Here is a 25,955-nt window from a genome sequence, read left to right as displayed (position 1 = left end):
GACTTGCATGTATTAGGCACGCCGCCAGCGTTCGTCCTGAGCCAGGATCAAACTCTCCATAAAGTGTTTGACTTGCTCGTTTTTGTGACTAAAAGTCACGTTGACGAAGCTTGCGCTTCATTCATTGTTTGTATCCGAAGATACGTTTTTTGCCTCATCGTTCAGTTTTCAAAGTTCGTCCGCGCCTGTTTTGGCGACTCAATTAGAATACCAAGTCTGGAACGATAAGTCAACAACTTTTTAAAAGAAGTTTTTTCGTTCGTTTCAAGCGTGCGTCCTCTTTAGGACATGAAATAATATACCATGCGATTTATTATTGTGCAAGCATTTTTGATAATTAATTTTAATTTCATAAAAAATTGTTTTATAACTTTTGACTAGACTTTCATTTTTTGTTGGTATAAGTGGCTTTTGCCACGTCTTCCTGTTTTTGAGCCGTACCTTTCGACTTTTAGCATTCACCTTTTTTAGGACACCTGTCACATACGGCTCAAACAGAAAACTAACCTATTCCTAGCAGATCCACCTAAATGTTTCCCTCTTCATAAAAGTTGATCTACAGACTGATTAAACTACGCGTTTCTTCTATATAGTAAGTCTGCTTTAATCCATCAGCTGCATAATGTTCAACTGCCGGTCTTCCATTAAGTCTTTCACGACTTGCTGGTTCTGCTCATCATAGACGATGACAGGACGATCAAAGATGACATTCTTCCGCACGACAGTTGCAATTTTTCCATTACTCATCAAAACACGATCTCCGATTCCAATCGGCAATAGAAGTTGTCCGAGTAATGTAACGTACTTCGAATCGTACTGCATCGGCCGCGCTTTTAGGTGAACGTATGCATCGTATGCCGTATAAGCCTCTCGGTATGGACGCCAGCTTGTCATTGCCGCAAAAACATCTGCTACGATGAAAAGACGTGTATGATCCATGATTTTATCACCCGTGGCTTTTAATGGGTAACCGGATCCGTCTAGACGTTCATGGTGTTGGACGATTAAACGTTTGACCGTATCTGAAATGACCGTATCGTTTTGTAAGGCTTGATAAGCCATCGCCGGATGTCGATGGAAAATCTCTTGTTGCATTGCTTCATATCGTTTTGTATGTCGCCACTCCATGATGCGTGCGAGTCCATAGTCTGCAAAGTAAGAGGCTGTCCATAAGTCTTGAATCATCTTTCGTTCTTTTCTGACTGCTTCCGCTAACAGCTGAGCGAGTGCCCCTCGATAAACCGCATGGCGAACTGTATATGCTTCCGTTCCCCGTTCAAGGAAAAACGGTAAAATGTCTTCCCGACGAACTGTGTCTGGCATCGAGTTTTTAACCCATTTCAAAGCTTCATATGTATTCGGGGTGAAACCTTGTTCCCATGAGGTGAAGACTTGATTATAGGAATCAACAAGTTCTTCGAATGGATTTTCGCTTACTTCTTGAAGACGAACCATCTCTTGTTGACTTTCTTCGACTAGACCTTCTGGTCGTTCCTCAATATCGATTTCCTTAATCAAAAACCGTTTCAGGCGTCTTAGTTCGTCTGTCCCTAGTTTTTTTCCAGCTTCGACAATCGGTATATCGGTATGTAAAAAGACTGACTCCGTTACCCGGTCGCCGATGATGAGTCGCTCGCTTGCGATACGCATCTTACCTCGTCCCTTTCTCTCATCAGTTTTATTTGTAGAAAAACAGCAGAGTAGGGACATCTACCGTCCGACTCTGCTGTACCTCTTTATTCCATACTGATGTTATTCTTCTGTTTCTTCGATTACTGTTTCTGCTTCAACAACCGGAGAAACGTTTTCTTCATCCACGACAGTCGACAGCTCATCAACGATCGCTTCTTCGTTTTCTTCTTTTTTCAGTTTCGCGACGGTAGCGACACGGTCACCTTCTTCAATCCGGATGACTTTGACACCTTGTGTGTTACGTCCGACACGTGAAATATTTTGTGAATCGGTCCGAATGACGATTCCGCCTTCTGTCATGATCATGATGTCGTCATCGACGTCAACAATCCGTAGGGCAGCGATTTGACCAATCCGGTCGTTCACTTTACTTGCAATCAATCCTTTACCACCACGCGTCTGGCTTCGGAACTCAGTCATTGGTGTCCGCTTCCCGAATCCTTTTTCCGTGATGACGAGGACATCTTGTTCGTCACGCGCAAGCTCCATGCCGATGACGATATCTTCTTCTGCTAGTTTCATCGCTTTGACACCACGCGCACCACGTCCCATTGAACGAACGTTTGTGATCGGGAAACGAATCGCCTTACCACGGTTTGAAACGGTAAAGACTTCATCGTCTGTCGATGCGAGACGGACAGATGTCAATTCGTCGTCTTCGAACAGACGAATCGCAATCAGACCGTTTTTATTAATCCGGGCATAAGCAGAGAGTGGCGAACGTTTAACGCGTCCTTTACGTGTCATGAAGATTAATGATTTTTGCTCATCCTGCATGACTTCTTCTGCATCAAGTATCTCTTCCGCTTCTTCTTCCGGTGCTACGTCGTCATCCGATTCGATTGTCGCTTCGATGATGGATTCTTCGACGACATTTTGCTCTTCCAGGTATCGTTTAAAGTTAACTGGAATCATCGTCTCGACCTTTTCACCGCGTTCAATCTGAATCAGGTTGATGATCGGCACACCTTTTGAAGTCCGGCTCATCTCAGGTACTTCATACCCACGGATGCGGTAGACTTTCCCGCGGTTTGTAAAGAACAGGATCGTATCATGCGTCGAACACGATAAGAGACGTGTTACATAATCCGCATCATTCGTACCGATTCCTTGGACACCACGACCACCACGACGTTGTGCACGATACGAATCCGTCGTGAGACGTTTAATGTATCCACTGCTCGTCAATGTGATGATGATATCTTTTTCAGGAATCAAATCTTCATCTTCGAATTCGATGTGGTCCATCCGAATTTCAGTCCGGCGTTTGTCGTTGAAGCGTTCTTTCACTTCTTCGAGTTCCGTCCGAATCAATTCAAGCAATTCTTCATCGCTTTCGAGAATTTTTTTGAGTTCCGTGATCAGCTGCATGATTTCATCATATTCAGCATCGATTTTCTCACGTTCGAGTCCTGTTAGACGTTGAAGACGCATATCAAGAATCGCTTGCGATTGTTTCTCAGACAAAGCAAACCGATCCATCAACTGTTCGCGTGCCGCATCAGCCGTTCGGTTCGCTCGGATGATTTTGATGACTTCATCCAAGTGATCGAGTGCGATGCGAAGACCCGCAAGAAGATGTTCCCGTGCTTCCGCCTTCTCAAGGTCGAACTGTGTCCGGCGACGGACGATTTCTTTTTGGTGCTCGAGGTAATGATAGAGCATCTCTTTGAGTGTCAGCGTTTTCGGACGACCACCCACGATCGCAAGCATGTTGACACCAAACGTCGTTTGCATCGATGTCTGTTTATATAAGTTATTTAGGATGACACTTGCGTTCGCATCACGACGAATTTCCATGACGATCCGCATACCACGACGATCGGATTCGTCACGTAAGTCCGTAATGCCTTCAATTTTCTTCTCACGGACGAGATCGGCGATTTTTTCTACGAGACGCGCCTTGTTTACTTGATATGGCAGTTCCGTCACGATGATCCGTTCGCGGTCTTTTTTAGCTTGTTCGATTTCTGCTTTTGCACGAACGATGATTGACCCACGTCCCGTTTCATAGGCACGGCGAATCCCGCTCCGACCTAAGATTTCACCGGCTGTCGGGAAATCAGGACCTGGAATGTGTTGCATCAACTCGGAAATCGTAATCTCCGGGTTATGCGTTAGCGCAAGTACGCCATCGATGACTTCACCTAATTGGTGCGGCGGAATGTTTGTTGCCATCCCGACCGCGATCCCGCTTGATCCATTGACGAGCAAGTTTGGAAAACGCGACGGTAAGACTTCTGGTTCGCGCTCTGATCCATCATAGTTATCTTTGAAATCAACGGTATTTTTATTGATATCGCGAACGATTTCCATCGCGATTTTTGACATACGGGCTTCCGTATATCGCATCGCAGCGGCAGAATCACCGTCGACAGAACCGAAGTTTCCGTGTCCATCCACAAGCTCATACCGGTAGCTGAAGTCCTGTGCCATCCGAACCATCGTGTCGTAAACAGCAGAATCACCGTGTGGGTGGTACTTACCGATAACTTCACCGACGATACGGGCAGATTTTTTATGTGGCTTATCTGCGCGGATACCGAGATCGTTCATCGCATAAAGAATACGACGATGTCCTGGCTTCAGACCGTCACGTACGTCAGGAAGTGCACGTGCGACGATGACGCTCATCGCGTAATCCATGAAGGATGTACGCATTTCTTGACTAATATTTATATCTTTAATGATTCCTTGTTGATCGGACATTCGTCTGGCCACCCTCTCTATTCAACGTTAAATATCCAAGTTCTTCACGTAATGCGCGTGCGACTGGATAAAGTCACGACGTGGTTCTACCTGATCTCCCATCAAGATATCGAATACTTCATCCGCTTCGATGGCATCTTGAAGTTCAACCCGAAGCATTTGACGACCACTCGGATCCATCGTCGTTTCCCAAAGTTGCTCTGGATCCATCTCACCGAGACCTTTATAACGCTGAATGTCGTAACGCGCGTTTTCTGGAAGTGCGGCTAAGGCCTCGTTCAGCTCACGTTCGTTATGCACATACGTGATGTTTTTCCCTTGCTTGATTCCGTATAGCGGCGGTTGTGCGATATAGACATAACCATGCTCGACGAGCGGACGCATATAACGGTAGAAGAACGTCAACAGGAGTGTCCGGATGTGGGCACCATCGACGTCGGCATCGGTCATGATGATGACTTTATGATACCGTGCTTTTTCGATGTTGAATTCTGAACCGATACTCGTTCCGAGTGCGGTAATGATCGTCCGGATCTCGTTACTGCCGAGAATTTTATCGAGACGGGCTTTTTCAACGTTCAAAATTTTACCACGGATCGGTAAAATCGCTTGGAAGTGACGGTCACGACCTGATTTCGCAGAACCACCCGCTGAGTCACCCTCAACGATGTAAATTTCTGAAATCGTTGCATCCCGCGACGAACAGTCGGCCAATTTACCAGGAAGTGAACTTACTTCAAGGACACCTTTACGACGTGTCAATTCACGCGCGCGTTTCGCTGCCATCCGGGCACGCGAGGCCATCATTCCTTTTTCGACGATTGCACGAGCATTCGACGGGTTTTCCATCATGAACTGTTCAAAGATGGAAGAGAATAACGTATCGGTCGCTGTTCGAGCATCCGAGTTACCGAGCTTCGTTTTCGTTTGTCCTTCGAATTGGGGGTTCGGGTGTTTGATCGAGACGATTGCCGTCATTCCTTCACGGACGTCTTCCCCAGACAACGTACCGTCTGCTTCTTTCATCAAACCGAACTTCTTCGCATAGTCATTGATGACACGCGTCAACGCCGTCTTAAAGCCCGTTTCATGCGTACCACCTTCATGCGTCGGAATGTTGTTCGTAAACGAATAGATGTTGGCTGCAAAGCCATCGTTGTATTGAAGCGCAACTTCGACTTCGATGCCATCCTTCGTTCCGTGGACGTAGACCGGTTCCGGGTGAACAACTTCTTTCGAGCGGTTCAAGTGTTCAACGTACGACTTGATTCCACCTTCGTAATGGAAGTGCCGCGTAATCGGTTCTTCTGCACGATCGTCCGTAATGACGATGTTCAGACCTTTATTCAAGAAAGCGAGTTCACGTAAACGTGTCGCAAGTAAATCGTAATCGTATTCGAGTGTTTCCTGGAAGATTTCACTGTCCGGGAAGAAACGAATCATTGTCCCTGTCTCTTCTGAAGTCCCGATGATTTCGAGATCTTGTGTTGGAACACCACGATGATACGATTGATAATAGAGCTTCTCGTTCCGCTTAACGAATACTTCAAGCTTCGTCGACAACGCATTGACGACCGAAGCCCCGACACCGTGAAGACCACCTGATACTTTGTAGCCTCCGCCACCAAACTTACCGCCGGCATGGAGGACCGTTAAAATGACTTCGACTGCAGGACGTCCCATTTTTTCTTGAATATCAATCGGAATCCCCCGACCGTTATCCTCAACTAGAATCGAGTTCCCTGGTTCAATCGTGACTTTAATCGTGTCACAGTATCCAGCCAGTGCTTCATCAATCGAGTTATCGACGATTTCCCAAACTAAATGGTGGAGCCCTTTCGACGCGGTTGATCCAATATACATACCTGGACGTTTTCGAACGGCTTCAAGACCTTCAAGTACCTGAATCTGATCGGCACCGTACCCTTGTTCCAATTCCATATCTTCATGATTACTCATCGGTTTTCTCACCTACTGTTTCTTTATAGGATGTCTCTTCCAAAATAACTGCTCCTTGTTTCACGTGGAACAACTTCGCTTGTCTAATCGTTTCATGTGCGATTCCCTCGACACTCGTCGTCGTCAGGATCGTCTGAACCTTTTGTTGCATCGTATCGAGTAAATGGGTTTGACGATGATCATCGAGTTCCGATAACACATCGTCTAGAAGAAGTAGCGGGTATTCCCCGACCTCCTCATGAATCAACTCAATCTCTGCTAGCTTCAACGAGAGCGCAGCCGTCCGTTGCTGTCCTTGTGAACCGTATGTCTGGACATTTCGTCCATTGACCTCCATTTCGAAGTCATCACGGTGTGGACCAAATAACGTCACGCCTCGTCTAATTTCATTTTCTTTTATTTTACCAAACTTCTGCGTATAAGAAGCAGTCATTCCTTCGACATCCAGCGAATCATCACTAAATGTATCGGATCGATAGCGTAGAACGAGTTCTTCCTGTCCACGACTGATTCCATCATGAATCGGTCGCGCCCACTTTTCGAGCTGGGCAATGAAATGATGACGGCGTTGAACGATTTTAACGGCAAGCGTAATCATCTGTTCCGTCAAAATGTCGAGGAACGTCTCGTCCCCCCCTTTAATTGACAACTGCTTTAACAACGCATTTCGTTGTTTCAACACTTTCAGGTATTGACTTAATTCATGCAGGTAGACCGGACTGACTTGACCAATCTCCATATCTAAAAAGCGACGCCGTACTTGTGGACTGCCTTTGACGATGTGCAAATCCTCTGGTGCGAACAACACGATATTGAGCGCCCCGATATAATCACTGAGGCGCCGCTGTTCGAGATGATTGAGCTTCGCCTTCTTCCCACGACTCGAAATCTGGATTTCCTGCGAATGGGGACCCATCCGCTTCATGACACGTCCTTCGACGCGCGCTGCTTCCGCATCCCACTGGATCAGTTCCTTATCGTGTGTCGTCCGGTGCGATTTCGCGAGCGCCAATACGTGGATCGCTTCGAGCAAGTTCGTCTTGCCTTGAGCATTTTCCCCGATTAAGACGTTCGTCTTTTCAGAAAAGAACAATTCCAGCGACTCATAGTTGCGATAATGACTGAGTCGTACCGAATCTAGTCGCACGTTAGTTCGCCTCGTTCTTGATGACGAATTGACCGTAGTCTTCTACGTCAATAACATCTCCATCCCGCAACTTACGACCACGTCGCTGATCGACCTCACCGTTGACGAGAATAGGTACCTCCGCTAGAAATGGTTTTGCTTGTCCTCCGCTCGAGATAATATCAGACAGCTTCAAGAACTGACCTAATGTGACATATTCCGACGTGATTTTGATTTGATTCATGGATTGACTCCTCCTACCTACATATTATAAATGACATACTCTTTATTGTACTAAAAAACTCGTGATTTAGCAAAATGAACGAACATATATACGGATTACAAAAAAAACCCAAGAAACCAAGTCGGTTTCTCGGGGAGGGAATCAAGCCGTACGGACAGGTAAAATCAATTGCAAGACGTTATCTTGGTCGACCGGATGGAGAATGAATGGTCGAATCGATCCCGTGAATTGAATTTCAATATCCGTCGCATCAAGTGCTTTTAAGGCATCCATCATGTATTTCGAGTTGAAAGAAATCTTCAGCTCTTCGCCTTCAAGCGACAAGATGCTCACTTGTTCCGAAACTTTCCCAACTTCTGGTGAGTGCGATGAAATTTCGACAGCTGTCGTACCTTCTGCTGCGAACTTGATGACGTTGTTGCGGTCTTCACGTGCAAGAAGTGATGCCCGGTCGATTGCCTGAAGCAATTCCTTTGCATTCATACGGACAGCCGTCCGGTACTCTTCCGGAATTAAACGCGACGTATCCGGATAGTTCCCGTCGAGTAAGCGAGAGAAGAATAGGACATGTTTCATTTTGAAGAGGATTTGCTGGTTCGTGATCGTGACATCGACATGACCATCACCTAACAGTTTCGATAATTCGTTTAAGCTCTTACCCGGCACGATGACATTTTGGAACGAAATCTCGTTCTCTGTCTCAAACTGTGCCCGGCGTAGTGCAAGGCGATGACTATCCGTCGATACGCATGTCAAAATGCCTTTATCTGCTGAGAAGTTAACCCCTGTCAAAACAGGACGTGTTTCTTGAACCGCGACGGCAAAACTCGTCTGACGGATCATTGAACGTAATAGATCTGCGGGTAAACGGAACTGTTGCCCCCCATCGACTTGTGGAAGACGCGGAAACTCGTCTGAATCAAGACCGTTCAGATGAAATTCAGCTGTCCCGGATTGAATCCGTGTCATGAAGTTTGGAGAGACTTCGATGATGACTTCGTCTGTTGGTAACTTTTTAACGATATCACCAAAGAAACGGGCATTGAGGACGACACTACCGGCGCGGTGGACGGTTACATAAGAAGTACCATTCTCTTCCGCATAGATTGTCCGTTCAATTGAAATCTCGGTATCGCTTCCTGTTAACGTCATTCCGTCACCATGCGCTTCAAGTTTGATTCCCGTTAAGATTGGAATCGTCGTTCTTGATGAGACAGCTTTCGCTACGTCCTGGATGGCTTGGATTAAAGTATCGCGTTGAATTGTAATATGCATATTGTCGTTAAGCTCCTCTCAAAATGGGCGTTACATCATCATAACATAATAATATATTTTTTTAATAATAGTATTAGGGGCTGTGGATAGTGTGGATAAGTCGGTGGATAACTTGGTATAGAGCCAAACTGCGTGTGGATAACTTGTGGATAACTAGCCTCTTTTATCCACAGCTTATCCACAGGTTCAGGAATGTTTCAATTCATGTTTAATTTGTTCGATGACTTTTCCTGTTTCTCCATCCGATTTAACGAGCATACTGATTTTCTCATGTGCATGGATGACTGTCGTGTGATCCCGTCCACCAAATTCCTCACCAATCTTCGGTAAAGAGCTTTCCGTCATCTCTCGCGAGAGGTACATCGCGATCTGGCGGGGAAAGGCAATCGATTTTGTTCGTTTTTTAGCCTTTAAGTCGTCAAACGGTAAGTTGAAGTGTTTACTGACGGACTCCTGGATATCGCGAATCGTGACTTTTCGCGGCTCCGTGACCGGCATGATGTTATGCAGCGCTTCTGCCGCAACATTCGGATCAATCGTCCGTCCGACCAGGTTCGCATAAGCGATGACACGCGTCAGTGCCCCTTCGAGCTCGCGGATGTTCGTGTCGATTTGACTCGCGATATAGAGCATGACTTCATTAGAAACATCAAGTTGCTCGGCATTGGCTTTTTTTCGCAAAATCGCAATCCGTGTCTCAAGGTCAGGAGGTGTGATGTCTGTTATCAATCCCCACTCGAACCTAGAGCGAAGCCGATCTTCAAGTGTCGGAATTTCTTTTGGTGGTCGATCACTCGAGATGATGATTTGTTTTTGATCATTGTGCAGGGCATTGAATGTGTGGAAAAACTCCTCTTGCGTCTGCTCTTTTCCTGCGAGAAATTGAATGTCATCTATTAATAGAACATCGATATTCCGGTATTTGTTCCGAAACTCAACGGTTTTATTGTCCCGAATCGAGTTAATGAAGTCATTTGTAAAACGTTCCGAGGAGACATAGGCGATCCGCGTCCCAAGGTTTTGATCTTGGACGTACTGGCCAATCGCGTGCATCAAATGGGTTTTACCAAGTCCGACTCCTCCATAGATGAATAAAGGATTATAGGCTTTCGCAGGTGCTTCTGCTACAGCCAAGGAAGCGGCATGGGCAAAACGGTTACCTGATCCAATGACAAACGTATCGAACGTGTATTTTGTATTCAATTGACCGAGTTCACTCATGACCAGCTCATCGGTCGGTTTTCGTGACGATTGTGCACGATTTGATGTTTTAGACGGTGGTACCGTCTCAGACGCTTCCTCATTTTGACGATCGAGCATCTTCTTTGCTTGGCCTTCCTCGATAAATTGAATATCAAGTCGACTCCCTGTCACTTCTTCAACCGTATCTTCGAGTAACGATAAGTATTGACGTTCCAGCCAAGTAACGGTAAATGCAGCTGGTGCTGAGATGATCAGTGTCGTTCCATTCAGCGTGACGCCTTCAGTGGATTTTAACCACATGTCATAACTTGCCTTAGGTGTCCGTTCTTCTTCCTCGATCACAGACAATACATTATGCCAAAGTTCGGCAGCGTTTTTCATAAATACCCCCCTTTTTCTATCATGATATAAAAAACTATACACAGGTTTATGCACAGGACAAAGTTAATGAAGAAACTCGACTTATCCCCACAACATAAAAACTGTGGATAACGTTATCCACAGACAAGTAAAACTGTGTATAAAGTTATCCACAGGGTGTGTATAACTTGAAAATTCAATTTGGTTCGTGTCGTTGTTATGCACAATTAGTGTATCAAATGAAATGAGCCCTGGCAATGCCTAGAGTGATTTATCCACAAGTAAATAAAGATATACACAGGTAGTTACCCACAGGCTGTGGATAGTGTGGATAAGGTGTGGATAACGTGTGTATAACTTTTTGAAAGAGGAAGCGTAAAAAAATAGTTATACACAAAATCAAAAATAGTTGGAGAATCGAGTCGAAAATCAAACCTTGACGTTGATTTTAAAAAATACTATTGTAGACAAAGTGAAGAGTTATCCACGGAAAGTGTGGATAGTGTGGATAAGTCTGTGGATAGTTTTAATTTGGGGAATTTCCTATTGTTCATGCAGATCGGATTCCTATCTTGTAATACGAACCCTCATCCAGATTTCTATCGTAACGAATCGTATAGAATCGAACGAGATAATTCTTACGAACTTTCATTGACAAGGTCCCTTTTGATTTATATAATGTACAAGACTGCCTTAAAGTAGAAAACGATGTTTTTTAATAGAGTAATTTTTAAAGGAGGTGCAGACTAAAATGAAACCAACTTTCAACCCAAACAACCGTAAGCGCAAAAAAGTTCACGGATTCCGTGCGCGCATGGCAACGAAGAGTGGCCGCCGGATCTTGGCTGCTCGCCGTCTTAAAGGCCGCAAAGCCTTGACTGTATAATCGAGCGATGATGAGATCACTTCTGGCGATGCCTGAGGTGATCTTTTTTTTGCTTTTTTTAAGGGTGTTCGTGCTTTTGTCACAACCCCCTCTCGCGAAGCAGGATTATTCTATGATATGATGAAAGACGACGAATTTTCGTGATGTCAGGATGGAGTGTGATCAAGGTGAAGAAGGAATACCGCGTCAAGAAAGACAAGGAGTTCCAAGCGGTGTTTACTCGAGGAGCCTCTGTCGCCAATCGGCAATTTGTCGTATACGCACTAAAAAAAGACCAGCAAGCTCATTTTCGGATTGGTTTATCAGTGAGTAAGAAAATCGGAAATGCTGTCGTACGTAATCAGGTAAAACGGTACCTTCGTGAAGCATTTTTGTTACATGAAGCTTCGATTGCACCAGATTATGATCTTGTAATCATCGCCCGCAATCCAGCTGCGAAGATGACTGCGCAAGAAGTCGCAGATAGTTTGCGGCATGTATTAAAGCGTTCCGGCGTCTGGAAGCGGCAAGTTAAATAAATACGTAATATATTCTGTTTGATTTGTAACGGTCTTTCCTGATTCTATCTATAGAAGGAGTCTGACCGACAAAGGGTAAACATCATTAGGAGGAATTATGAACAAGAGAACTAAGATTTGGTTGACACTTGGACTGATGTCAGTACTCGCGGTTGTTCTATCGGGTTGTACACCTGGAACATACGGAACAGGTGAACCGATTACTGCTGACACAGAAGGTTTCTGGAAACATTATTTTGTTTGGCCGATGGCTTGGTTGATTGGAAAAATTGCAGAATACTTTAACGGGGATTACGGGATTGCAATCGTGATTACGACATTGATTGTTCGTCTTGTCATCTTACCGTTGATGATTAAACAGACGAAGAGTATGGGTGGTATGCAAGTCATCCAGCCAGAAATGATGAAACTGCGTGAGAAATACAGTTCAAAAGATCAGGAAACACAACAGAAATTGCAACAGGAAATGATGAAGCTTTATCAGGAGCATAACGTCAATCCACTTGCAGGTTGTTTACCGATCTTAATTCAAATGCCAATCCTGATTGCCTTCTATAACGCAATCATTTACACGCCGGATATTTTCAAGCATACGTTCCTTTGGTTCGATCTTGGAAAGCCAGATCCATATTTTATCTTACCGATTCTTTCAGCGGTCTTTACGTACCTGCAACAGAAACTCTCGATGGCAGGGCAAGAAGATAATCCGCAGATGAAAATCATGTTGTACGTCTTCCCGGTCATGATCTTCGTCATGGGTGTGACGTTACCCTCTGCCTTGTCACTTTACTGGGTCGTTGGTTATATCTTCTCGATCATCGTGACGATCGTGATCATGAAGCCGATGCGTGAGAAGATCAAATTACAGACTGAAGCAACGATTGCTTCAAAACGTGAAAAAGAAGCGGCCGAAGCAGCTCCTGCTCCGAAAAAGCCGAAAAAGAAACGTTAATCACAAATGAGGGCGATACTCCGTTTTTACAGAGTGTCGCTCTTTTTCTTTGAGTCATTTTCGTGTATAGTTGTCACGTTATACCCATTTATAACTAACTCATCAATTAATCATAGAAACGATAGAAGAAAACGAGGTGTGAATGACGAATGATGGAATTTGATACGATAGCCGCGATTTCGACACCGATGGGCGAAGGGGCGATTGCAATCGTCCGCTTATCAGGTCCGCAAGCAGTAGCAACGGCAAACCGAGTGTACCGAGGTGCGAATCAGTTAACGGAAGTACCAACCCACACGATTCATTACGGGAAATTAGTCGACCACGAGACGGAGCAGGTCGTCGATGAAGTAATGGTCAGTGTCATGCGGGCGCCGAAGACGTTTACGCGCGAAGATGTCGTCGAATTGAATTGCCATGGTGGAGTCGTCGCGGTCAATCGTGTACTCGAACTCATTCTGGCACAACCTGATGTTCGTCTAGCAGAACCAGGTGAATTCACGAAACGCGCCTTTTTGAACGGGCGCATCGACTTATCACAAGCTGAAGCCGTGATGGACTTAATCCGTGCGAAAACGGACCGGGCGATGACGGTTGCAATCGGTCAAATCGAAGGGCGGCTCTCGAAGCTTGTCCAAGAATTGCGCGAACAGCTGTTACAGACGATCGCTTCGATTGAAGTCAACATCGACTACCCGGAATACGATGCGGAAGAAATGACGCAACAAATCGTCCAAAAAGATGCTGGGGAAGTCCGCCGCATCCTGACGGAACTGCTCCGGACGGCGCGCCAAGGAAAAATTCTACGTGAAGGCCTGTCGACAGCAATCATCGGGCGACCGAACGTCGGGAAATCATCTTTGCTCAACACATTGGTGCAAGAAGCAAAAGCAATCGTCACGGATATCGCAGGGACGACCCGTGATACGATTGAGGAATATGTGAATGTCCGCGGTGTACCGCTCAAGTTGATCGATACGGCAGGGATTCGGGAAACGGAAGATATCGTCGAACGGATGGGTGTCGAAAAATCACGCCAGGCACTCAATTCGGCGGATTTGATTTTACTCGTCTTAAACGGGAATGACGAATTGACGCAAGAAGATATTTTGTTGTTTGAAGCGATTCGCGATATGAACGCGATCATCATCGTCAACAAGAGTGACCTTGCGCAACAAATCGACTTAACACGTGTTGAAGAACTGGCTGCAGGACGCCCGGTCGTCACGACATCCTTGCTTGAAGAAGCAGGCGTCAACGACCTCGAAGCAGCAATCGCAGCCCTCTTCTTCGAACAAGGTGTTGAAAGCCAAGACATGACGTACGTCTCGAATGCACGTCATATTCAATTGATTAAACAAGCGAGTCAGATGATTGAAGATGCGCTCGGGGCGGCAGAAGCAGCGATGCCGATCGACATGGTCCAAATCGATTTACGCCGGGCATGGGATACGCTTGGCGAAATCAATGGGGATACGGCGCAAGATAGTCTACTCGACAAACTTTTCTCCCAGTTTTGTTTAGGGAAATAATTGCACTGTCAGGTTGTTGATTCATAAAAGGAGGAACCGAAATTATGGCTTATCAAGCAGGTGAATTCGACGTCATCGTCGTCGGAGCCGGACATGCTGGAATCGAAGCGTCACTCGCATCAGCGCGAATGGGTTCGAAAACGGTGATGTTAACGATGAATCCCGACATGGTCGGATTCATGTACTGTAACCCGTCGATTGGTGGTCCCGCAAAAGGGATTGTCGTCCGGGAAATTGATGCATTAGGTGGCGAGATGGCACGGGCGATCGACGCGACTTATATCCAAATGAAAATGCTCAATACATCAAAAGGTCCGGCCGTCCGTGCACTCCGGGCGCAGGCAGATAAATTTGAGTATCAAAATCGAATGAAAAAAGCCCTTGAGGATGAACCGAACCTCTTGTTACGTCAAGCACTCGTCGAACGTCTATTGATTGAAGATGGACGCTGTGTCGGTGTCGTGACGAATACGGGAGCAGAGTACCGGGCGAATGCTGTCGTCATTACGACAGGAACGTTCATGCGTGGGAAAATCATCATCGGCGAACTCTCATACGAGAGTGGTCCGAACAATCAGATGCCGTCCGTCAACCTATCGAAGCATCTCGAGGAACTCGGGTTCGAGCTCGCGCGCTTCAAAACAGGGACACCACCCCGAATCGATGGAAAAACAATTGATTATTCAAAAACCGAAATCCAACCAGGGGATGCGGTCGCTTTACCGTTCAGCCATGAAACGACTCAGATGATCACGGAGCAGATTCCATGTTGGTTAACGTATACGACAGAGTACACACACCAATTGATTGACGCGAACTTACACCGTTCACCGATGTTCTCAGGCATGATTAAAGGAACAGGCCCACGCTACTGTCCTTCAATCGAGGACAAAGTCGTCCGGTTCAATGATAAACCGCGTCACCAAATCTTCCTCGAGCCGGAAGGTCGCGATACGGAAGAAGTCTATGTCCAAGGGTTATCAACAAGCTTACCGGAAGATGTCCAACATGATATCTTACGTTCGATTCCCGGTCTTGAAAAATCAGAAATGATGCGTCCCGGTTATGCAATCGAATACGATGCGGTCATTCCGACACAACTGTGGCCGACACTTGAAACGAAACGGGTCGAAGGGTTATTCACAGCAGGACAAATTAACGGTACGAGCGGCTACGAAGAAGCTGCCGGACAAGGCATCATGGCTGGAATCAATGCGTCGCTTAAAGTTCAAGGCAAAGAGCCATTGATTTTGTCGCGTTCGCAAGGGTATATCGGTGTCATGATTGATGATCTCGTCACAAAAGGGACGAACGAACCGTATCGCCTCTTGACGTCACGTGCTGAATACCGTCTCTTACTCCGTCATGACAATGCCGATCTTCGCTTATCTGAAATCGGGCATGAACTCGGTCTGATCAATGACACGCGTCATGCGAAACTCGAACTGAAAAAAGACGAAATCAGTCGCGAAATGAAACGTCTTGAAAAAGTCGTCATCAAAGCGACACCAGACGTCAACGAAAAACTGACAGCAATCGGTGTCTCACCGTTGAAAGAAGCGTTGCACGCAATTACGTTATTGAAACGTCCGGAAATCACGTACGCAATGATTGCAGACATGACAGAGCCACCTGTCGCATTGTCAGCGGAAGCGGCCGAGCAAGTCGAAATCCAAGTCAAGTACGCAGGTTATATCGACAAACAACTCGACCAAGTCGAACGTATGATGCGGATGGAACAAAAACGAATTCCGGATCGACTCGATTACGATGTCATCAATGGTCTCGCGATTGAAGCAAAACAGAAACTAAACCAAGTGCGTCCGCTCTCGATTGGACAAGCATCACGGATTTCTGGGGTTAACCCGTCAGATATCTCGATTTTGCTAATTTATATCGAGCAAGGCCAATACGCATTGACTGCGGAGTGATAACATGAACGAACAGCAATTCGTAACGGCTTTAGCCGAGCAAGGTCTCGACGTCTCAGAACAACAATTACACCAGTTCAAACGCTACTATGAACTGCTCGTCGAATGGAATGAAAAAATGAACCTGACGGCGATCACGGATAAAGAAGATGTTTACTTGAAACACTTTTATGATTCGATCACAGCGGCTTTCTACTTTGATTTCACAGAAGTCGAAACCGTTTGTGATGTCGGAGCCGGTGCCGGTTTCCCGAGCCTCCCGATTAAAATCATGTTCCCGCACTTAAAAGTCACGATCATCGATTCACTGAATAAACGAATCGGCTTCTTGAACATGCTCGCGACAGAACTTGAACTTGAAGGTGTCGCGTTCCATCATGGTCGGGCCGAAGAGTTCGGTAAAAACAAACAGTTCCGGGAACACTTTGATGTCGTGACGGCACGCGCCGTCGCCCGCATGTCAGTCCTTGCAGAATACTGTTTGCCACTCGCGAAAGTCGGCGGACAATTTGTTGCCTTGAAGGCAGCGAAGTTAGGGCAAGAGTTAGAAGAAGGCGCAACGGCACTCAAAGTACTTGGTGGTAATTTACGGGAAAGTTTCCAGTTCCAATTGCCAGGTGAGGAAAGTGAGCGTAATATCGTTATTGTAGATAAAAAACGATTAACACCCGGGAAATATCCGCGTAAGGCGGGAACACCGGCTAAAGATCCACTGAGTTAAACACCGTTTCACGTGAAACGATGACTGATAAAGGTGAGGTGCGCGAACGTGAAAAATGCAATTGCTAAACTGCTTGGTAAAGGGGGACAGCCTGTCCCGCTTGAGCTTGATCCCCGAGACACGCTTCAGGAGCTAAAGCTGACAGAGCTTGTTGCCAATCAATTCCAACCCCGAACGATTTTTGATGGGGAGCGGATTGAAGAATTGGCGATGACGATTGAAGAACATGGGTTACTACAGCCAATCGTAGTACGAAAACAGGGGCTAGGTTATGAAATCATCGCAGGTGAGCGTCGTTTTCGAGCGGTTCAATCACTTGGGTGGGAAACGATTCCCGCAATTATCAAGGAAATGACCGATGAAACGACAGCTGCACTCGCATTGATTGAGAATCTACAACGGGAAGAACTGACTCCAATCGAAGAAGCAGAAGCATATGAACGATTGCTTGCGATGCAACACATTACGCAAGAAGTCTTAGCACGTAAACTAGGACGCAGTCAGTCGACGATTGCGAACAAGTTACGTCTGTTGCGTTTGCCAGCTGAAATTCGCGAGGCATTGAAGCAACGGACAATCACGGAACGTCACGCGCGCGCCTTGTTGCCTTTAAAGGATGCAGATCTTCAAATCTCAGTCTTAGCGGAAATCATGGAACGCGAATGGAATGTCAAAGAAACGGAACAGCGTGTCGAGCGTCTACTGACACCGAAAAAGCCGAAGAAGCGACATAAAAGTTTTGCACGGGATACACGGATCGCGTTGAATACACTACGTGATTCAGTCGACATGATTGAGCGGACAGGATTGACCGTCGAAAAAGAAGAAGTAGATTGTGAAGAATATGTCGAGGTGCGAATTCGCATCGTGAAGGCACGTCCGTAAACTGCGGTCGTGCCTTCCGCTACGTTTAGGAGAGATTTATGTGAATGAGATACCCCTGCGGGCGATTCGACCGAATCCAGGTCAGCCGCGCAAACAGTTTAATGAAAAAGCATTACAAGAATTAGCACATTCTTTACGGCAGCACGGGATGATTCAACCGATCGTCGTTCGACCACGTGATGGATTTTACGAAATCGTCGCCGGGGAACGCCGGTATCAGGCAGCAAAACAAGTCGGATTCGTTCATGTACCCGTCTTAATCATCGAGGCCAATGATACGCGGATGATGGAGCTTGCCTTGATTGAAAACATTCAGCGCGCTGATTTAAGTGCGATTGAAGAAGCGATGGCGTATGCCGAAATGTTGGAAGAGTTTGAGGTGACGCAAGCAGAACTTGCGAGCCGTGTCGGAAAAAGCCGTTCGCACATCACGAACAGTCTACGCTTGTTGCAGTTACCGCCACTCGTCCAACAAGCAGTCATGGAAGAACGTTTATCGATGGGGCATGCACGTGCCTTGCTCGCTTTAAAAAACCCGCAAAAAATCGAGCGGATGGCGGAACGCGTCATCACGGAGAATTGGAATGTCCGTCGTCTTGAGCAAGAGCTCCGCGAACGTAAGCAAAAGCGGCATGTTTCTGAACAGACGACTGAACTTCATTTTATTGAAGACGCGTTACGGGAGCGGATCGGGGCCAGTGTTCGAATCAGGATGACGAAGCAGGCAGGGAAACTAGAAATCGATTTTATGGACGAAGAGGATTTAAATCGGATACTTGAGATTTTGTTGCCGGAAGAAGAATGACAAAAAAATAAGGACAAGCGAGTCGTAAGGATTCGCTTGTCCTTATTTTAATTGTAGTGTGTGCTGTTTAGATCGAACGGGGCGTAAAGGAAATCGTCGTTCGTTTTGTTTCCGCTGCCAGTTTCGCATCGAGTAAGGCGAAGCTGTCGGCAACAAGTTCAGCTAATTCATAGACGAGATGGAGTCGGGTATTTTGCAAAATCATCATTTCCATGAATCCACTGACGTTGACGACGGCTTTGATGTTGAAGTCGCCAACAGCAGGCAATTCTTTTTGGACACCGGCTCCGGGTGCGAGAGGACCTTCCGAGAAAAAGACATGACCGACGCTCGATAAGCGTCCGAGACAAGCATCGATGGCGATGACGAGTGGTTTGTAATGGGTCGTTTGAATCGAGTGAAGTGTTTCAGCTAAATTTAAGGCATGAACCGGTTTGGCTAATGTGCCATACACATGCATATGAGCGGGACGGGATTTTTCGAGGAATGTACCGACGAGTGGACCGAGGGAATCCCCCGTCGAACGATCGGAACCGATACAAACGAGAACGACAGGACGTGTTTCTTTCGTCGCAGCGACTTGCTCGTGTAATTGTTCAGCTAATCGTTCTTTCGCAAACGGCTCTGTATGCTCTAAAAAGAAAGAATAGGGCTTTGGCTCATGTGAATGAAAGCGGAAGTTCATCTCTAGATCATCCTTTCTTCTCTAGGTGTCTACGTCATGGTGTATTGGCGAGAGTGAAGGTGTTCTGTAATGATTTTCCTTTCCCGGTTTTTCAAGAAAACTAACGTCGAAATCGGTTCTTTAAGTTGAAACTGATTTAAAATCACGTATACTGTCGTAATAGAGAGAAATGAAAGGATGAAGAGAATGGCTACCAATCAAGATGTGAAAGAATCAGTCGCCCAGGTCGATAAGTTGATTGCGCAAGTGACGGACACAGAAATGTGGATTCGGTTTGGACTCAAGGTGACAATTGCGTTAATCATCATTGCCGGATTTTATATCCTGACACGGATCATGACGGGAGCAGTCGCCCGTTTGTTTACGATTCGAAAAATCAACGAGCATGATTATTTAGCGCAACGACAAAACGAGACGTTACTCAAATTGTTACAAAATGCGATTCGCTACGTCCTCGGAATTGTCATGTTACTGACCGTGCTCAGTCAATTCGGAATCAACATCACAGGGCTCGTCGCCAGTGCAGGGATTGCCGGTCTCGCCATTTCGTTTGGTGCGAAAAACCTGGTTCAAGATATCATCACAGGTGCCTTCATCATCTTCGAACGACAGTTCAAAGTCGGTGATTATGTCCGCGTCGGCGTGATTGAAGGGATTGTCATCGAGCTTGGTATTCGGACGACGAAGCTGAAAGGTCTGACGGGCGAGATTCATATCGTTCCGAACGGGCAAATCCTGCAAGTGACGAACTTCTCGGTCGATAACAGTTTTGCCTTAGTCGATGTCCAAGTTCCGTATGAAGAGGATCTCGACCGGGTCGAGACGATTCTGAACGACATCTCGGAAGCGACGACGAAGAAATATGCCGATATGTTCGTTGAACCGATTCAAATACTCGGTGTCCAAATGCTTGATTCTTCTGGCGTTGCGTACCGCATGATGGCAGAAGTACCACCGATGCAACATTTTCAAGCGGGACGTTTGATGCGTAAAGAATTCAAACAAGGTCTCGAAGCGGAAGGAATCCAGATTCCGTACCCGCATATGGTCATGATGAACACTACAGATCAAGGGAATGGTGAACAAATCAATGATGCCAAAAACGTACAATCTCCATGATTATGTCGAAATGAAGAAACAACATCCATGCGGAACGAACCGGTGGCAAATCATTCGTGTCGGCATGGACATCCGCATCAAATGTCAAGGGTGTGGGGCAAGCATCTTAATGCCACGGCGCGATTTTGATAAGCGGTTAAAAAAAGTCTTACCAGAATGAGTTTTATCAAATACGACCGAAGCGCTTAATAGGTGCCTCGGTCTTTTTTAATTACAAAGCAGAACGCTAATGGTGGAAAAAAGGTTAAGGAGAAGTCTAAGTTTTGATTAAGCGGCTAGGTGAATTAGCAAACTCTTTAAAAAAGAATTCCCATCTCCTTGCTTAAAAAAATTGAACTATCTATAATTGTGAAAGATGTGCTGACGTGGTGTAATCAATCTACCCACTGCGGCCGCTAGCACGGATTTCCTAGGAAATACCGAAAAGGAGGAATTCCAAGTGGGATTAACAGCAGGAATCGTTGGCTTACCAAACGTAGGAAAATCAACACTTTTTAACGCAATTACTCAAGCAGGTGTCGAGGCGGCGAACTATCCGTTCGCAACAATCGATCCGAACGTAGGTGTCGTCGAAGTACCCGATGCACGTCTTCGTAAATTGACAGAACTCGTCAACCCGAAGAAGACCATCCCGACAGCATTCGAATTCACGGATATCGCGGGAATCGTCAAAGGCGCGTCAAAGGGTGAAGGATTAGGAAATAAATTCTTAGCAAACATTCGTGAAGTCGATGCGATTTGTCAGGTCGTCCGTTGCTTCATCGACGAAAACATCACACACGTCTCAGGTAAAGTATCACCGATCGATGATATCGAAACAATCAACCTCGAGTTGATTTTGGCCGATCTCGAATTGGTTGAAAAACGGATCCAACGTGTCCAAAAACAAGTCAAGTCACGTGATAAAAACGCAGCAGGCGAACTCGAAGCACTTGAAATCGTCCTCGCATTGCTCGAAGACGAAAAACCAGCACGTCTTGCAGAATTAAACGAAGATCAAGCGGCAATCGTGAAACACTTCCAATTGTTGACGATGAAACCGATGCTTTATGTCGCAAACGTCGGTGAAGATGAAGTCGCGGATGCAGATAGTAACGAAAACGTTCGTCTCGTCCGTGAGTTTGCAGCAAAAGAAGGGGCGGAAGTCATCATCATCTGTGCCCGGATCGAAGAAGAAATCGCTGAACTCGAACCGGAAGAACGTCAAGAGTTCCTCGTTGACCTCGGAATCGAAGAGTCAGGTCTCGATCAATTGATCCATGCAGCCTATAACACGCTCGGTCTCGCGACATACTTCACAGCGGGCGAAAAAGAAGTTCGTGCCTGGACGTTCAAAAAAGGGATGAAAGCACCACAATGTGCCGGTGTCATCCACTCTGACTTCGAACGTGGATTCATCCGTGCTGAAGTTGTCGCATACGATGACTTAGCAGCAGCTGGAAACATGGCGACAGTCAAAGAACAAGGACGTTACCGTTCTGAAGGTAAAGAATATGTCTTCCAAGATGGCGATGTTGTCACATTCCGCTTCAACGTTTAAGCAGAGCGAACGAATCGTTATTGCATAAACCAAAATACTTTGATAGTATTAACAAATGTGAGTAATGAATTATTGCTCCTTGCTCGATGAATCGAGCCGCCAGTCCAAGAGGAGGTGACAGATATGCGTAAATACGAAGTACTTTACATCATCCGTCCGGAAGTTGATGAGGAAGCACGAAAAGCTCTAGTTGAGCGTTTCAACAAAGTCCTCACTGACAACGGTGGTACAGTTGAAAAAACAACTGAAATGGGTAAACGTCGTTTCGCTTACGAAATCAATGATATGCGTGAAGGATTCTATGTTCTTCTTAACGTGACTGCTGAACCAGCAGCTACTAAAGAACTTGACCGTCTCATGAAGATCAGTGACGATATCGTTCGCTTAATGATCACAAAAGACGAGAAATAAGCTGAAACAGGAGAGTGATTCTGATGATTAACCGCGTCGTTTTAGTCGGTCGGTTAACTCGTGACCCTGAAATGCGTTATACGCAGAGCGGGATTGCGGTAACGCGATTCACACTCGCATGTGACCGTCCATTTACGGGACAAGATGGGAAGCGAGAAGCTGATTTCATCGATTGCGTCGTATGGCGCAAGCAAGCAGAGAACGTTGCTCAGTATTTGAAAAAAGGTAGTCTCGCAGGTGTCGAGGGTCGCCTACAGATTAGCAGTTATGACGATAAAGAGGGTCAACGTCGATATCGTGCTGAAGTCGTCGCGGATAGTGTTCGATTCCTAGAATCACGCAATGCAAGCCGTTCTTCAGATAGTGACAGCTATTCTTCGAATTCAAATACAGGTGGAAACGGGAATGCTGCAGGATGGGGTTCACAGCAACAGCAGAACAACTCTTCCTCGCCAGCACCCGCTTCATCTTCATCGAACTCGGGCTTCGGCGCTGATCCGTTCAGCGGTGGAAGTTCGATCGATCTTTCAGACGACGATCTCCCATTCTAATGGGAACGTTGGACTGAAAAATTTACTCTAAAAAGGAGGTTAATCACATGGCACGTCGTCCAGGTGGAAAACGTCGTCGTAAAGTATGTTACTTCACGTCGAACCACATCACTCATATCGATTATAAAGACGTAGAACTTCTCAAACGTTTCATTTCGGAACGCGGTAAGATTCTTCCACGTCGTGTGACTGGTACTTCAGCGAAATACCAACGTCCACTTACAATCGCAATCAAACGTTCACGTCAAATGGCTTTAATCCCATACGTAGCTGACTGATTACGGTGAAGCGCTTTTCCTTTTCGAAGGAGGGGCGCTTTTTTTCGCTTCCCTTTCAACCGGTCCTATTTTTCGGTTATAATAAACAAGTTAACGAATTTTTAATTAGAAGTATTTAAGGAGGACGCGATGGAGTCAGGTCAACAAGTATCATCAGAACGGGAACGGCGGGTTGTTCGCTTCGTTCCGTATCTATTAATCGTCGGTCTACTTCTCGTCGTCGCAATTAGTAATCCAATCATCGCAGCAATTGGTGCGTTCGTGACGACTGTTCTTTTTGTCCTTCATCTATTAGAAGAGCAGCGGGCACGAAAGTCCTGGGAAGCATATGTCGAAAGAATATCGATTCAAGTCGAGGATACAGGGCAAGATGCTTTGACGAATATGCCGATTGGAATCTTACTATATGATGAGGAAACGCACGTCACATGGTTCAATGATCCGATGCGTGAAATCTTCGACGACTTGGCAATGGGGCATCTGTTACTCGATCTCGATCCCTTGTTCGTTGAAATGATGGCGACGGATGAAGATCAAGCGACACTTGAGATTGGTGAGTCCGTCTATCGTGTCTTCTCGAATCGTGAAAATCGGACGTTCTATCTATTTGATATGACAGAAGAGGCGCAAGTTGAACAACAACTCGTCGACAATCAAACCGTCATCGGCGTCATTTATCTCGATAACTATGATGAGATGACGCAGGGGATTGAAGATCAATTAAGAAGTGAATTAAATAGTCGGGTCACCCAGTTATTGAATCATTGGGCGGCGGATCACGGCACCTATATAAAACGTACCGCCTCAGACCGGTACTTTGTCGTGACGACAGAAGAGAATCTACGGATTCTTGAGCGGACGAAGTTTTCCATCTTAGACATTGTCCGAGACGAGACGAGTCAACGTGGGGTGCAATTAACGCTGTCGATCGGAATTGGCTGTGGCAGTGACGCCATACCTGTTCTCGGTCAGATGGCGCAGTCGAGTCTTGACTTAGCACTCGGACGCGGGGGCGACCAGGTCGTCATCAAACGTGACGGGAAAGTCCGCTTTTATGGTGGGAAAACGAATCCGACGGAAAAACGGACGCGTGTCCGGGCACGGGTCATCGCCAATTCGTTGCGTGACTTGATGCAGGAATCAAGTCGAATCCTCGTCATGGGTCACCGAAATCCTGACATGGATTCACTTGGAGCATCGATTGGTATTCTCAAGCTTGCCGAGATGAACGATAAGGAAGCGCATATCGTATTACCGGATGCAGAAATCGGTCAAGGGATTCGACGGATGATGTCGGAAATCAGTGAAGACGAGAAACTGGAGTCGCGTTTCATCAATTCGTTCCAAGCTGAGCAACTCGTCGACGATCAAGCGTTATTGATTATCGTCGACACGCATAAACCGTCGCTTGTCGTCGTTCCGGCATTACTGGATCAGTTCGAACGAATGGTCGTCATCGATCATCATCGTCGCGGAGAAGATTTCATCGAGGAGCCAGTGCTCGTCTATCTTGAACCATATGCATCTTCGACGTCAGAACTCGTCACAGAGTTGATTGAATACCAACCGACGAACGAAAAGCTGTCAATGCTTGAAGCGACGGCGTTACTTGCAGGAATCATCGTCGACACGAAAGGCTTTACGATCCGGACAGGCTCGCGGACGTTTGATGCGGCCTCCTACTTGCGTTCGCAAGGCGCAGACACGGTCCTCGTCCAAGAGTTCCTTAGTCAAAACCTCGAGACGTATGTCGAACAGTCGCATATTCTCGAGCGGACGGAAATCTATAAGGCCGGTATGGCGATCGCGACAGCGGAGCCGGGGGTCATCCATGATCAAGTCTTGATCGCCCAAACGGCGGATCAACTGTTATCTTTACAAGGAATCCGTGCCGCCTTCGTCATCGCTGAGCTCCAAGATGGTCGGACGGCAATCAGTGCCCGGTCGCTCGGTGAGGTCAATGTCCAGTTAATCATGGAGACGTTAGGTGGCGGTGGTCACTTAACGAATGCGGCGACGCAGATGGCAGAATCGATCATCACGGTCGCGGATGAATTAAGACAAGCAATCGATCGTTATCTAGAAGATGAAACAAAAGGAGAGGAAATCGAATGAAAGTTATTTTATTGCAAGACGTTAAAGGACAAGGTAAAGCAGGAGACGTGAAAGAAGTCGCAGATGCATACGCGAACAATGTGTTATTCAAAAAGAAATTAGCGCGTCCCGCGACAACAGGGAACTTAAAACAACATGAAGCACATGAACGTAAAGCAGCAGAGCAAGCGAAACAAGCATTGCTCGACGCGGAAGCGTTAAAAGAGAAGATTGAAAAAGAAACGATTGTCGTTTCGACGAAAGCGGGCGAAGGCGGTCGTGTCTTCGGTTCAGTCACGAGTAAACAAATTGCAGAAGCATTGAAGAGCATGGGTTACAAAATCGACAAACGTAAAATCGAGCTTGAACACCCGATCAAAGCCCTCGGATTCACGAAAGTGCCGTTAAAACTGCACAATGAAGTCACAGCGACGCTAAACGTTCAGGTCAAAGAAGCGTGATTAGAAAAGGGGATCGGT

The 25,955-nt window shown here is 46.3% G+C and carries 24 protein-coding genes and 1 rRNA gene; 16 read left to right on the top strand and 9 right to left on the bottom strand.

Going from position 1 to position 25,955, the window contains the following annotated elements; all coding sequences use genetic code 11:
- The 8 genes from KNQ05_RS10955 to dnaA all read right to left on the bottom strand — a co-directional run.
- A 16S ribosomal RNA gene (locus KNQ05_RS10955) occupies positions 1-63 on the bottom strand; the annotation flags it as partial.
- A 540-nt stretch (positions 64-603) separates the two neighbouring features.
- A complete protein-coding gene (locus KNQ05_RS10950; RefSeq protein WP_088838309.1) occupies positions 604-1,650 on the bottom strand; it encodes an HD-GYP domain-containing protein in 1,047 nt (348 codons plus the stop codon).
- A 102-nt stretch (positions 1,651-1,752) separates the two neighbouring features.
- On the bottom strand, positions 1,753-4,401 hold the full coding sequence (gyrA, locus tag KNQ05_RS10945) for a DNA gyrase subunit A (protein ID WP_088838308.1): 2,649 nt from the start codon (positions 4,399-4,401) through the stop codon (positions 1,753-1,755).
- A 27-nt stretch (positions 4,402-4,428) separates the two neighbouring features.
- Positions 4,429-6,342 (bottom strand): DNA topoisomerase (ATP-hydrolyzing) subunit B, encoded by a 1,914-nt coding sequence (gene gyrB / locus KNQ05_RS10940; protein WP_204251446.1) that lies wholly within the window; start codon positions 6,340-6,342, stop codon positions 4,429-4,431.
- Between the two features lie 10 nt (positions 6,343-6,352).
- Complete coding sequence (gene recF, locus KNQ05_RS10935; RefSeq protein ID WP_029332175.1) at positions 6,353-7,507, bottom strand: DNA replication/repair protein RecF; 1,155 nt, start codon at positions 7,505-7,507, stop codon at positions 6,353-6,355.
- Position 7,508: 1 nt separating this feature from the next.
- Positions 7,509-7,730 carry a S4 domain-containing protein YaaA gene (gene yaaA / locus KNQ05_RS10930; RefSeq protein WP_029332174.1) on the bottom strand — a complete coding sequence of 74 codons (222 nt, stop codon included), beginning with the start codon at positions 7,728-7,730 and terminating at the stop codon, positions 7,509-7,511.
- A 141-nt stretch (positions 7,731-7,871) separates the two neighbouring features.
- Positions 7,872-9,005 (bottom strand): DNA polymerase III subunit beta, encoded by a 1,134-nt coding sequence (gene dnaN / locus KNQ05_RS10925; protein WP_029332173.1) that lies wholly within the window; start codon positions 9,003-9,005, stop codon positions 7,872-7,874.
- A gap of 186 nt (positions 9,006-9,191) precedes the next feature.
- The gene (dnaA, locus tag KNQ05_RS10920) at positions 9,192-10,589 is read right to left on the bottom strand and encodes a chromosomal replication initiator protein DnaA (protein WP_029332172.1); all 1,398 of its coding nucleotides are present in this window, start codon (positions 10,587-10,589) and stop codon (positions 9,192-9,194) included.
- A 730-nt stretch (positions 10,590-11,319) separates the two neighbouring features.
- Between dnaA and rpmH the strand changes: the two genes are divergently transcribed.
- From rpmH to KNQ05_RS10880, 8 genes are all read left to right on the top strand, one after another.
- The gene (gene rpmH, locus KNQ05_RS10915; protein ID WP_012371910.1) at positions 11,320-11,454 is read left to right on the top strand and encodes a 50S ribosomal protein L34; all 135 of its coding nucleotides are present in this window, start codon (positions 11,320-11,322) and stop codon (positions 11,452-11,454) included.
- Positions 11,455-11,621: 167 nt separating this feature from the next.
- Positions 11,622-11,972 (top strand): ribonuclease P protein component, encoded by a 351-nt coding sequence (rnpA, locus tag KNQ05_RS10910; RefSeq protein ID WP_029332171.1) that lies wholly within the window; start codon positions 11,622-11,624, stop codon positions 11,970-11,972.
- A gap of 97 nt (positions 11,973-12,069) precedes the next feature.
- Positions 12,070-12,924 carry a membrane protein insertase YidC gene (gene yidC, locus KNQ05_RS10905; protein ID WP_214766213.1) on the top strand — a complete coding sequence of 285 codons (855 nt, stop codon included), beginning with the start codon at positions 12,070-12,072 and terminating at the stop codon, positions 12,922-12,924.
- Between the two features lie 149 nt (positions 12,925-13,073).
- A complete protein-coding gene (mnmE, locus tag KNQ05_RS10900) occupies positions 13,074-14,456 on the top strand; it encodes a tRNA uridine-5-carboxymethylaminomethyl(34) synthesis GTPase MnmE (protein WP_088838305.1) in 1,383 nt (460 codons plus the stop codon).
- A 44-nt stretch (positions 14,457-14,500) separates the two neighbouring features.
- A complete protein-coding gene (gene mnmG, locus KNQ05_RS10895; protein WP_088838304.1) occupies positions 14,501-16,387 on the top strand; it encodes a tRNA uridine-5-carboxymethylaminomethyl(34) synthesis enzyme MnmG in 1,887 nt (628 codons plus the stop codon).
- 4 nt (positions 16,388-16,391) lie between these two features.
- Positions 16,392-17,108 carry a 16S rRNA (guanine(527)-N(7))-methyltransferase RsmG gene (gene rsmG, locus KNQ05_RS10890; protein WP_088838303.1) on the top strand — a complete coding sequence of 239 codons (717 nt, stop codon included), beginning with the start codon at positions 16,392-16,394 and terminating at the stop codon, positions 17,106-17,108.
- A 48-nt stretch (positions 17,109-17,156) separates the two neighbouring features.
- Complete coding sequence (gene noc, locus KNQ05_RS10885; protein WP_088838302.1) at positions 17,157-17,993, top strand: nucleoid occlusion protein; 837 nt, start codon at positions 17,157-17,159, stop codon at positions 17,991-17,993.
- A 40-nt stretch (positions 17,994-18,033) separates the two neighbouring features.
- A complete protein-coding gene (locus KNQ05_RS10880; RefSeq protein ID WP_214805373.1) occupies positions 18,034-18,798 on the top strand; it encodes a ParB/RepB/Spo0J family partition protein in 765 nt (254 codons plus the stop codon).
- 67 nt (positions 18,799-18,865) lie between these two features.
- On the opposite strand, the gene yyaC is transcribed toward KNQ05_RS10880, so the two are convergent.
- Positions 18,866-19,483: a spore protease YyaC gene (yyaC, locus tag KNQ05_RS10875; protein WP_029332164.1), complete on the bottom strand. Its 618-nt coding sequence runs from the start codon at positions 19,481-19,483 to the stop codon at positions 18,866-18,868.
- A gap of 186 nt (positions 19,484-19,669) precedes the next feature.
- Here yyaC and KNQ05_RS10870 point away from each other — a divergent pair, with 186 nt between their 5' ends.
- The 8 genes from KNQ05_RS10870 to rplI all read left to right on the top strand — a co-directional run bounded on the left by KNQ05_RS10870 (position 19,670) and on the right by rplI (position 25,937).
- On the top strand, positions 19,670-20,602 hold the full coding sequence (locus KNQ05_RS10870; RefSeq protein ID WP_088838299.1) for a mechanosensitive ion channel family protein: 933 nt from the start codon (positions 19,670-19,672) through the stop codon (positions 20,600-20,602).
- Complete coding sequence (locus KNQ05_RS10865) at positions 20,574-20,762, top strand: DUF951 domain-containing protein (RefSeq protein WP_012371900.1); 189 nt, start codon at positions 20,574-20,576, stop codon at positions 20,760-20,762. The genes KNQ05_RS10870 and KNQ05_RS10865 overlap by 29 nt, the downstream gene beginning before the upstream one ends.
- Before the next feature lie 279 nt (positions 20,763-21,041).
- Positions 21,042-22,142 (top strand): redox-regulated ATPase YchF, encoded by a 1,101-nt coding sequence (ychF, locus tag KNQ05_RS10860; RefSeq protein ID WP_214766217.1) that lies wholly within the window; start codon positions 21,042-21,044, stop codon positions 22,140-22,142.
- A gap of 123 nt (positions 22,143-22,265) precedes the next feature.
- Positions 22,266-22,553 (top strand): 30S ribosomal protein S6, encoded by a 288-nt coding sequence (gene rpsF / locus KNQ05_RS10855; RefSeq protein WP_012371898.1) that lies wholly within the window; start codon positions 22,266-22,268, stop codon positions 22,551-22,553.
- A 23-nt stretch (positions 22,554-22,576) separates the two neighbouring features.
- Positions 22,577-23,104: a single-stranded DNA-binding protein gene (locus KNQ05_RS10850; protein ID WP_029332161.1), complete on the top strand. Its 528-nt coding sequence runs from the start codon at positions 22,577-22,579 to the stop codon at positions 23,102-23,104.
- Positions 23,105-23,151: 47 nt separating this feature from the next.
- Positions 23,152-23,382, top strand: coding sequence for a 30S ribosomal protein S18 (gene rpsR / locus KNQ05_RS10845; RefSeq protein WP_012371896.1), 231 nt, complete (start codon positions 23,152-23,154; stop codon positions 23,380-23,382).
- Between the two features lie 129 nt (positions 23,383-23,511).
- A complete protein-coding gene (locus KNQ05_RS10840) occupies positions 23,512-25,497 on the top strand; it encodes a DHH family phosphoesterase (RefSeq protein ID WP_088838298.1) in 1,986 nt (661 codons plus the stop codon).
- Complete coding sequence (gene rplI, locus KNQ05_RS10835) at positions 25,494-25,937, top strand: 50S ribosomal protein L9 (protein WP_029332159.1); 444 nt, start codon at positions 25,494-25,496, stop codon at positions 25,935-25,937. The genes KNQ05_RS10840 and rplI overlap by 4 nt, the downstream gene beginning before the upstream one ends.
- Positions 25,938-25,955 lie beyond the last annotated feature (18 nt).

Source organism: Exiguobacterium sp. s125 (assembly GCF_018618605.1).
Classification (GTDB): Bacteria; Bacillota; Bacilli; order Exiguobacteriales; family Exiguobacteriaceae; genus Exiguobacterium_A; species Exiguobacterium_A oxidotolerans.
This window is presented reverse-complemented; position numbering and strand designations above follow the sequence as displayed.